Origin of the sequence: Vagococcus allomyrinae (genome assembly GCF_017829975.1) — a bacterium.
Lineage (GTDB): Bacteria > Bacillota > Bacilli > Lactobacillales > Vagococcaceae > Vagococcus_D > Vagococcus_D allomyrinae.
The window spans coordinates 169,063-179,233 of the sequence record NZ_JAEEGA010000013.1 but is presented as its reverse complement, the minus strand read 5'-3'; the positions used below and the strand labels follow the sequence as shown (position 1 = coordinate 179,233).

Genomic DNA, 10,171 nt, shown 5'->3' with positions numbered 1-10,171 from the left:
CTCTGATGAATGAATAAAAGAGAATAAAATAAGGTTCCAATCCCAAAATCAGGGATTGGACCCTTATTATTTTATCTCTAAAGATAAAAACGAAAGAAACCTATTCGTTTTTCAGCAGCCTCGGTTTTTCTTGTCTATTTTCACAAAAATTGTAGCACTAGGTGGTGTCTCACTCACATTAAAACCTTTGTCTACTAAGTTTATTCCCAGTTGAGTATACTCATCACGTACTACTTCCTCATCTTTAATATAATTCTCAAAATACATATCACCTTGCTCTGAAAATACTGGCGTCATCCCAAATATAGACTGCTCGCTTTTAAGTACTTTTTATCAGAAAAGTTAACATATTTGACTTTGTTTTCCAACACAGAACTCACAAACATTGTAGAATGATATACAAAATAGCCCGTTAATTCCGTAGCCTCTTCAAAACTCACCTGACACATCTACTTTGTAAAACTCTAAGTCCTTCACGCTGTTTGATTACTCCATCTTTCAAAAAATTTCTTTTAATATAAAAAGAAAAAGTTCAATCTTAGTCCAACCTTCAACACACTATTTAGTTGAAAGCTAGGTAAAATTGAAACATACAACCTATAGACATCAGCGTCAGTTAATTTTGTTTTGGATACTCTTTTCGATTCATTTTAAATAAAATCTTCCCTTCTAACGGCCTATCTTCATCATTTGGCTTAATAATTACGGCTTCATTTTCATTTTCTTTTTCAGGGTAAACCAAAATAAAACTTTCATCGTCAAGTTTAATTTTATAATACTTCATTCCATTTTCAGTCCCTACACCGACTTGTTTTAGCGGATGCTTCGTCTTCTCATAGATTAAGTTTTTTTCATCAATAGTTATTATTACCTCACTATTAGTTCCATCCAAGGCAAACCATTCTCCTTGATAATCATCTGAAACGCTGCAGCCTACTAAAAAAAGTGCCAGTACTATCAATGATGCTACGTATATATATACTTTATTCTTTTTCATCAACTTCTCCTATTGAATTTATTTTCAACAACTCAACATCTTCTAATCGCCCTTCAATATCACTATATTTAAAGTTTTTATCACTTTCTAACCCCCTAACAGGTATCTCTAAATGGAATAAACTTCCTGTGCCGCTTTTAAGTCGACCAATAAATTCTTGCGGAAAATCAAGAGTTGCTACTGCAATTTGTGCATCTTCATACTTGAATTTTAATTTCAACTTGGCTTGAATTCCAATTATATCCTCAACTGTTGGATTCACTATGACTCCCCTTACTAAAATAGTCCTTTTCACATGACAATACTGACCGTTCAGAAAAACAAAATTGATCGTATTCTCTTCATAATCAAATTTTACATCATCAAAAAAGTCTTGTATCTCTTTTACTTCATCTACAACTGCTTGAATATTTAGTTGTTCTTTATGAGAGTCAAATAGACCTATCTTAATTTCTTTTTTCATAACCCAGCACCCCTTTATTTAATTTAATAATTTGGCAATAGAGTTCCCTAAAGAATTTATACTCGACTCTATGCTCCCCATAATTCCTTTAGATGATAATATTTTATTTTCATACTCCGTCTTTTTATTTCTCAACTCATCCAAATTGTTATCTATATCTGTAATTATTGTTGTATAACCACTGTTAACTAATCCACTTTTTACTGGTTTTTGATAATCGTCTGTTAATAAATTACCTTTCCAATAAACATGATTTTCAGATACAAATGTTTTAACGGATTTTTTTTGTTCTGTCATTAACTTCTTTTTTTCTTTCATTGCTTCATAAATTTCGGCAATATCGTCAACTTTTTTTTGATACTCTGTTACTTTTCCTCTTTCAACTTCTAAGTTTTTTCTATAATTTCGAAGACTCTTATTTAATTCTTCTAGTAGTCCCATTACAGTCATCCTTTCTAGTGTTAATATTTCGCAACTCGAAGTTTATTATTAAACTGATTAACACTATACTGATAATCAGTTTAATAACAGATTCGTTCTCAGTGGAGCTCGAATAATAATTCACTTTACTTATTAATGTGAGGTATACATAAAAAACAATCAACATTAATCCAATCACTACAGTGATTATTTTTAAAAGCAATTGATAAACATGGCTATTAATTAATACTAATTGTTGATTGGCTAAATTTCCAATCACATTATCAGAAGAGTCCATTTTTTTTAAAACTAATAAATTTACCATATAAATAGTATACGGCAAAATCAAAAATAAACTTCCCCAGCCCCAATATCCAATATAAGGATTTAATAGCAAACTCACTATTAGCACTAAAAATAGTAGTATTAGCTTTTTCATTACCTATTAAATTCCTTTCGTTATTGTTTATGTAATCTTGCATAGACAATGAATAAAACACAAGACGAAATAGCACATATCAAAGAAAAAACTGTACAAAATGTCTGTAAAACAACATTTTCAGCAATAAAGTTGAAATAAAATGGTGCTAATATTTTTTTGGGTTCCACATTGTTTACAATCAGAACTACTGTTCCAAAAATAATACACACTAAAATGAAAACTTTCATACCAATGAATCCCATAATTTCAACATTGAAGGCTTTTTTAAGTTTATTCACATGATTCCCTTCTTTTATTTTTTTTTGTAGAATATTGTAATGACCTTTCAATAAAACATAAAGAACAAAATCAAAAAAACAAGCGATCATGTTAGGGAATGCTAATGCACCTAAATATGGATTTGAATACGCAAATACAAATGAGAATATTGAGAAAAGCCACCATACTTTGCAACTTTTTCTAATCATTCTTACAACCCCCATCCTAAATTTAACGTTGGTATGGGGAGCGTAACTTTTATATTTAAACCAAGCCCCAAAGAACCACCTAATTCTAACGTTACCGCATTAACATCAACTGGACCAAAACTCATAGCTTTCTCTCCTGATAACGAAGCTTCTGCACCAACTCCTGCATCCAGTTTGGGAGCAGCTTGAATGCCAAATAAATTACCTTTGCTATTCCCCTCGCTATCTTTTTTTCCATTATCGTATTCTAAAAAAGAAAAACCTAATGATGCTTTCACGTCGGCCATACTGACATTGCCACCCAGACCAATTTTAAAACGGTCTTCCTCAAATTCAAAATCAGCATGTCCATCAGCAGACATTAAACTTGCCTCAGCCTTGGCATAAGCATTAAAATTATCTGATCCTAAAACAAATGACCCCGATGCTTTAACGAAATGGGCATCTGCCGCTAACGAAGCTCCCTTATAATCATCATTGAACCCCATTCTTAATTTACCATTGGCTGAAAGAGCACTGATTTCTGCATCTCCCTTTAAGTACTTCGTTAATTGTCCGTATCCCCCCGCACTAAGCCCTTTGAAGAAAGCTTCTCCACCTAAATAGTTATCACCTGATTCTACTCTCAATTTATATTCTACAGCTTTACCATAAAAAGAACCATATATATCATTACTTAATCCTCTAGCCCATTGTGATTCTGCTCCAACATCACCAAAAACTTCATATCCATATGGATCATTTGATGTTTTTTCCATTAATGCCACTGGAGTCTCAACAGTATACCAACCTTCTTTAGAGATTTGAGAAACTTTATCATAATCAATTCTACCATTTGCATGGTAATCATTTGAAATTTTACTTATTGCATTTTTCACCTCTGAAATCCGCTGATACAAAGATTCCGCAGTTGTTAATGCTGTACTATTAGTCGTGGATAATCCTTTACTAATTGTCTCAGTTATCTTAACTGCATTATCAAAATCTGATTCCACATCACTACTACTTATTTGTTTTAATGTAATATGTTCTGCCGCCTTCACATTTAACTGCTCAATTTCTGAATTCAAATCTACAAATTCATTTTTTTTTGTACCTAATTCTTTTTGCACATTTTCCAAAGTGCCTGATCCTACTATACCTGATTCAGAAGACTCAAATTCCATGCAAGTCTTCTGAATCTCAGTAATTGATGTAGTTACTTCTTTTATTAAGTTCAAGAACGTATTTAAATAATTGATATTGACATCACCTATATATGTCTTATATGCTTCCGCCCCACCTCCCTTAAAACTATCTGTTCCAATAATCTTGGTCATAGACTTAAAATGATTGTAAAGTGCATCTGAAGCTTTTTCTTCACTTTTAGCTACATCTGAAAGAATTTGGGCTATTTCATTATTTACTAATCTAGGCATATGTATTTTCCTCTCTATCTAGTAAAAATCTTGTTAACCATATTTTGATCTAATTTTAACCATTCAGCTTTAATTGCCTCTAAATTTCTAACATCGTTATCTAACAGTGTAGCAAAGCTTTGAATCGACTCATTTAGTAAGGCTATGCTTTCTTTGTATTTATCAATGCTAGTTAATATGATTTGATCTGTTTCAATTTCGTATTTAATACTTTGCACTTCGCTAGCTGAACCTTGAGCACTAGCAATTTCACCATCCAGAACTCGCGCATCGATTTTTATTTTCTCATTAGACATTAGCAGACCACTCTCTTTCTCTTAATAGTTCATGAGCTTCTGTAATTTTGATATTTGATTTTCTATACAATGTGGCTATACTATCTTTATCACAGTCAATAAGAAGTGATAAGTAAGCTGTATAATCAACATGATTCATCGTTAAATTGGAAAAAAGATTATTAAAAACATAAGGTTTATTTACTAACGTATAATTATGCATACTCAATAACTTTGTTTTTAACTTCTCAATGTCTGCACTTAGTAATATTTTTTCTATTTCAAACTTATACTCCTTTAAAGGTGCTTTAATATAAGTAATGTTCGTATCAAAAACATCCATACTCAATTCTATATCTTTTCCAAATAGCATAACCCCTATAAAATTGAGCAACAAATACCTCTCCTCTAGAGTGATAGTACTACCTATAAAATTTAATCTGATACATCCCATTTCAAAATCAACAGTATCAAATTTAAATAAATGACTGTCCATCTCTAAATACGGGTCATATTCAGGTATAACAATTTGAATACTATTTGTTTCTTTAGAATTTTTTTCGATAAATTGAACAATGTTCTCAGATTCATTTTCTATGTAGCCATTCACAAATAGGCTGCTGTTTTCAAGCTGAACCATATTCTCTTTAAAATTTAATAATTGTGCATATGTTATGTCTTTGATATCCTCAGCTAGGCCAGCAAATTTAAATTGCTTATTCTGTTCAGAAAATTCTAACATTGTATAGTAACTTTTTAGTTTTGCTTCACCGTACCTTTTTCCAAAATCTATTTGGACCTTCTTTTTTGCATACTCAAAAAGCTCCTCATCTAGTATTGCCTCTGAATAGATCACTTTCAATAATTGGCTAATATAATCATCAAATTTTTTAGGTTTCGTTTTTAAAGTAAATGACAAGGAATTTTTATTAACCGTTACTCTCAATCTTTTCCCGGTTACCTCTTTAAATTTTTTCTTTACCATTACGCCTAATACTAAAGAACTAGCTTGATTTATTAACACTCTCTTCTTATCGTCTACCAAATATATTTCCTTAGTACAGAAACCACCTGAAATCGCTAGTGTAACATATGTATCTTGGTTTAAATACTCTTGTTGATTTACTACTATATTTAAATTTTTAAAATGAGTTGTTGCCATGCTTATCACCTTCATTTTTATTTTGCTACCAATGAAATTTTAACTTTTTCTGCAAAGTCATTTTCTACAAAGTAGCCTTCTGTGTCATCCACACTTGGTTCCCTATACCCAACATTTGACGCTTTAAGTTGATTTTGATCACTTACTTTACCTAACACAAGTCCTTTATCAACTTTTTTAAGTATGTTACTAAATTCACCATACCCGCTTACAGCATTGTAAATTGAACCATATAATAAGCACACACCTACTTTTGCACCTCTCTGAATAATTGTGACAATGTTCTTTTCCAATTCAGCACTCAAATCAACTAAGAAATACGAAATATTTGGAATTACTATCACCGTTGAGTTAATAGAATTCACGAATTCTTTACTAGTATTAATCTCGCCATCCTCTTTCATATCTTCAAAATCATCTTCGCGATCCTCAATGATTTCTAAAATATCTTCACAAATTGACATAAACTCGTCTTTGTTTGAAGAATATCCCTTCGCACTAGCGCTAAATTCTATTAAGTCCCCATCTTGATTATCAAAAATAATATAATCATATTTTTCACTCATCATCATAAATCGTTGCATACTCAATATACTTCTTGTGACACGTTCATAACTTGGTGCCAATACAACAAATTGAGGATAATCAATTAGTGATTTCGAAACGACATCAACTTGTTCAAAATCTAATCCAATCGGAATCATTCCATTTTCAACAGCTTTCTCCACTCGTGTATTCTTCCTAAACTCATCAAAGTACAACACTTCCGGCACCATCGGAATCTCCTCTGGTAACTCACCATTCCAATACTCCGCCATCTCTTTCGCTTCTTGTCTAATGCCCTCAATGATCTCCAATGGGTCTTCCCCTCGATTAGGTAATGCCACTTGGATTGATTGCGCGCCATCCTCTGTTTTAAAGAGACCACGACCGGCCATGTCTTCAATGATCAGATCGGTTCGACCAACGACGGAACGTGGTTCGCTGTCATCGTTGAGTTTTAACGGGATTTGAACTTTGATATTGCCTTGTAACTGCACCCGCATCGCCGATTGACGACCAGCTGAAATCAGTAAGTGAATCCCCACTGCCGCACCTTCACGGGCGATGGAAGTAATCATTTTTTCCAAGACTTCTTCAAACTTATTGCCTTTAATGCCTTCGTAACCATCGACTGGTAAGAAGATGATCGGTTCTTCGTTGCCACTGGCTTTTTCATACATGCTTAAGCTGGCCACGGCGTACTCACTTAAGAGTTTTTTACGGCGTTTGACTTCGGCTTCCATCCGGCGGACAAACTTGCCGATTTTTTCTTCGTCGTCAACGGTCATACTGTCTGCCGTGTGAGGCAGGGCTCGTAATGGCAGGAGGCCATTGGTTCCAAAGTCTAATAGATAGACGTGGAGGCGCTCAGGATTGTGAATCCGGGCCAGTCCCATGACGATCGTTTGGATAAAGCTGGATTTCCCGTAACCTGGGCTTGAATACACGGCTAGATGGCCGTCTTTACTTAAGTCGATGGCCAGGGTTTCCTGAGCTTGACGACTTGGTAAGTCAATCGTGCCTAAAACTGGCACTAGTGCTTGTTTCTCCCCTTGCCAGTTCGCTTGATAGTCAATCTCCTGTAAGTCAGGTAGATACACTCGCTCAGGCAATGGTGGCAACCAAGGACTTGGTAAGGTCTCAATGGCTTGTTCTTCTACAATTTCTTTGATCCCAGCTACGACAGCATCCAGCTCGGTGGGAATTTGTTTCACATCTTCCACATCTTCCAAGCCACTTAAATCTTCACTGAGAATCTCGTACTGACCTAAGTCATTGATACGGTAAATCGTATGATCTTCAATTTGTTGATCGTCTTTATCTGGTTGATAATCGGCACCACTCCAAGCGCTTTGGAACAATTCGTAAATCTCATTGTTCCCGACTTGCAAGTAAGCGCGACCTGGTTGGGTAATTTCCGCCGCATCAGCGGTTTTTAACATTTCCATAGAGTCAGAACGATCGGCTACTTTGAGGGCTAATTTAAATTTCGAGTTACTCCAAATTTGGTCATCAACGACCCCAGATGGTTTTTGCGTCGCTAGGATCAAGTGAATCCCTAGGGAACGACCAATCCGGGCGGTGGAAACCAGTTCTGCCATAAATTCTGGCTGTTCCGACTTCAACTCCGCAAACTCATCACTGATTAAGAAAAGATGGGGCATCGGTTCGCTAACGTCGCCACTCTTGTATAATTTTTGATACTGATTGATGTGGTTGACATCGTTCTCTGAGAACAGGCGTTGACGTCGTTTTAGTTCGGCATTGATCGAAATCAAAGCACGCATACTTTGAGCCCCGTCCAAGTTGGTGATGGTTCCTAGTAAATGAGGCAGATCACGGAATAAATTGGCCATCCCTCCGCCTTTGTAGTCAATCAGCAAGAATGCCACGTCATAAGGATGGAAATTGACGGCTAAACTGATGATATAACTTTGAACGATTTCCGATTTACCTGAACCGGTCGTCCCAGCCACCAAACCATGAGGTCCGTGGGCTTTTTCATGAAGGTTTAAATTGACGATATCGTCTTTCCCACGTAAGCCTAAAGGCACGGCTAAACTCTTATGCGGGGAGTGCTCCGCCCAGCGTGCTAAGACATTTAATTCTTCAAAGCGCTCCACGCCGTATAATTCCATAAAGGTGACGGTCTCAGGAATGCTGCTCTTAAGATTTTGCAAGTGATTCAAGGGTGCCAACAAACGTGGCAATTCTTCTTTGTCACAGTTCGCTGGGAAGTGATCCAGCTCAAAGGTGTCACTTTTCAGATTGCCTTCTTCTAAGACTAAAACTCCAGTATTACGGTCGCGAATGTCGATAACTGTCTTAACATTTTCTGACAAACTACTCATGACGTCTTGGACAAAAATCACACTACAGCCCAGTTCTGACGGATCTTCTGTAAAGAATTCCATGATCACATGATCAAGAATCAGTTTTTCGTCAGTCACCATCACCACATAGTGAGGTGAAAAAATCGTGCTGTCCCGTTTACTTTTCTCTTCATTTAAAGTATTTTGACGGTTTTTTAAGATTTGGTTCAAACTGTTTAAAACTTGATCACGACTTCGTTGATTGTAAACAAAGCCACGAACGTTCATCTCTTGTAAGGAAGCGTGTGGCAACCAGCGCATCCACTCCCACTCTGGCAATTCTTCTTCTGGGAAAATCGTCACCAGCTGTAAATCGTGGTAGCTGTGGAACATAGCCAATTGATTGACTAGTAGTTGCAGCTGCTCGATCACTAATTTACGCGGACCGATATAGCCAACCGGGCCATTCATTAAATTAGCCGTCGAAGGCATCCCGGTGACCGTCAAACTTTTTTGATAGAGTTCAAAGCCACGTTCTTCCAGATCATCGCCTTTTTTCTCCCGCTCGGCATTTGAATACTTGATCTGACTAGAGCTCGGCACATCCCCTAAACCTAAGCGGTAATACAAGAAATCAAAATGCAAGGGTGTTTTCTCGTAGATCCGGTGATTATAGGTTTTAGCCAATTCAGTTAACTCTTCAATCGATGGGTAGTGATACAATTGGCCCGCTTTTTGTTCTTCATTTAATTCATGAAGTTCCATTGATTTGAGGGTTAAGTACAATTCATAGCTTTCCCGGCGGTCGATCACATTCTGTTTGTAGTCTTTACGGGTTTTAATAAAATTAGTAATCGAAAAGACAATCGTCACTAAGGTCGTAGCCGCCGTAGCAATTACCATGATCCCTCGCTTCATAACAAAGGCCATTACCAAGGTCATAATAAACATAATCAACGGTGGAATTAAGGTTTTTAACAATTGATCGGTTGGTTTCTTGATCTCTTCAGGTGGTGGGTTAACCGCTTTTTCATCTTCCGGTTCACGGTAAATAATCCGTGGCGAACGGTGAAAATCAGGATAATCCGCATAAGTGATATAGCGTGATGTAAAAACTTGGCTCAAGCTACTGTGAGAGACTAAGTTGCTTGAAATCAGCAGTTCTTTTTCAAAGACTTTGATCAGGTAACTGCCGATAGCCAATTCATCGCCCATTTCCAGGCTAAACTGAGAGCTGTTGACCAAGCTGTTATTCAAGTATAACTGTTCCTTAAGATTGGTGACTTGCCAGCCCGTCGCTTGTTGGGTCAACAAGAGATGGAAGCTGTCATCAGCCAGACTGACGTCTGCCCCTTGATCGCTGCCAATTCGTAATTCGGTTTGACCTAAGGTATCGTAAATTTCTAAAGGTGTGGCCGCTGTCAACCAAAACGCCAACTCGCCTAAGCTGGTCTCAGGAAAGACCTGTTTTAGGTTTTCGCTTAAGCTCAAAGACTGCTCCTTGGACTTTAGCAACCAACCGTCTTCATAGGTCACTTCCCATTCAGCTAAGGCTGTGTGGTTCTTTTCTTGTGTCACTAAAATGTCTTTGGCTAACTGATAACTATGGTCAGTCTCCAGATGTTTTTGATAGCGAAAGCCATCTAAATAAAGGGTTAAAATCATCGTCATC

Annotated in this window: 8 protein-coding genes; all 8 read right to left on the bottom strand. The window is 36.4% G+C overall.

The features are described from left to right. Nucleotides 1–616: 616 nt before the first annotated feature. Nucleotides 617–997, bottom strand: coding sequence for a hypothetical protein (locus tag I6N95_RS18695; RefSeq protein ID WP_209530861.1), 381 nt, complete (start codon nucleotides 995–997; stop codon nucleotides 617–619). Next, nucleotides 984–1,460: a hypothetical protein gene (locus I6N95_RS18690; protein WP_209530860.1), complete on the bottom strand. Its 477-nt coding sequence runs from the start codon at nucleotides 1,458–1,460 to the stop codon at nucleotides 984–986. Before I6N95_RS18690 ends, I6N95_RS18695 begins: the two co-directional genes overlap by 14 nt. Before the next feature lie 18 nt (nucleotides 1,461–1,478). Further along, nucleotides 1,479–1,901: a DUF5082 family protein gene (locus I6N95_RS18685; protein WP_209530859.1), complete on the bottom strand. Its 423-nt coding sequence runs from the start codon at nucleotides 1,899–1,901 to the stop codon at nucleotides 1,479–1,481. A gap of 438 nt (nucleotides 1,902–2,339) precedes the next feature. Continuing rightward, nucleotides 2,340–2,789, bottom strand: a complete 450-nt coding sequence (locus I6N95_RS18680; protein ID WP_209530858.1) for a hypothetical protein — start codon at nucleotides 2,787–2,789, stop codon at nucleotides 2,340–2,342. Nucleotides 2,790–2,791: 2 nt separating this feature from the next. Next, on the bottom strand, nucleotides 2,792–4,207 hold the full coding sequence (locus I6N95_RS18675) for a T7SS effector LXG polymorphic toxin (protein WP_209530857.1): 1,416 nt from the start codon (nucleotides 4,205–4,207) through the stop codon (nucleotides 2,792–2,794). Between the two features lie 14 nt (nucleotides 4,208–4,221). Beyond that, nucleotides 4,222–4,503, bottom strand: a complete 282-nt coding sequence (locus tag I6N95_RS18670) for a TIGR04197 family type VII secretion effector (protein ID WP_209530856.1) — start codon at nucleotides 4,501–4,503, stop codon at nucleotides 4,222–4,224. Further along, a complete protein-coding gene (locus I6N95_RS18665) occupies nucleotides 4,496–5,644 on the bottom strand; it encodes a hypothetical protein (RefSeq protein ID WP_209530855.1) in 1,149 nt (382 codons plus the stop codon). Before I6N95_RS18665 ends, I6N95_RS18670 begins: the two co-directional genes overlap by 8 nt. A 17-nt stretch (nucleotides 5,645–5,661) precedes the next feature. Beyond that, the gene (gene essC / locus I6N95_RS18660) at nucleotides 5,662–10,170 is read right to left on the bottom strand and encodes a type VII secretion protein EssC (protein ID WP_209530854.1); all 4,509 of its coding nucleotides are present in this window, start codon (nucleotides 10,168–10,170) and stop codon (nucleotides 5,662–5,664) included. Nucleotide 10,171: the final 1 nt, after the last annotated feature.

Excerpts from the sequence above, each read along its gene's own strand:
- I6N95_RS18680 (WP_209530858.1), bottom strand. The coding sequence starts at position 2,789 with ATGATTAGAAAAAGTTGCAAAGTATGGTGGCTTTTCTCAATATTCTCA.
- I6N95_RS18665 (WP_209530855.1), bottom strand. The coding sequence starts at position 5,644 with ATGGCAACAACTCATTTTAAAAATTTAAATATAGTAGTAAATCAACAA.
- I6N95_RS18685 (WP_209530859.1), bottom strand. The coding sequence starts at position 1,901 with ATGGGACTACTAGAAGAATTAAATAAGAGTCTTCGAAATTATAGAAAA.
- I6N95_RS18690 (WP_209530860.1), bottom strand. The coding sequence starts at position 1,460 with ATGAAAAAAGAAATTAAGATAGGTCTATTTGACTCTCATAAAGAACAA.
- essC (WP_209530854.1), bottom strand. The coding sequence starts at position 10,170 with ATGACGATGATTTTAACCCTTTATTTAGATGGCTTTCGCTATCAAAAA.
- I6N95_RS18695 (WP_209530861.1), bottom strand. The coding sequence starts at position 997 with ATGAAAAAGAATAAAGTATATATATACGTAGCATCATTGATAGTACTG.
- I6N95_RS18670 (WP_209530856.1), bottom strand. The coding sequence starts at position 4,503 with ATGTCTAATGAGAAAATAAAAATCGATGCGCGAGTTCTGGATGGTGAA.
- I6N95_RS18675 (WP_209530857.1), bottom strand. The coding sequence starts at position 4,207 with ATGCCTAGATTAGTAAATAATGAAATAGCCCAAATTCTTTCAGATGTA.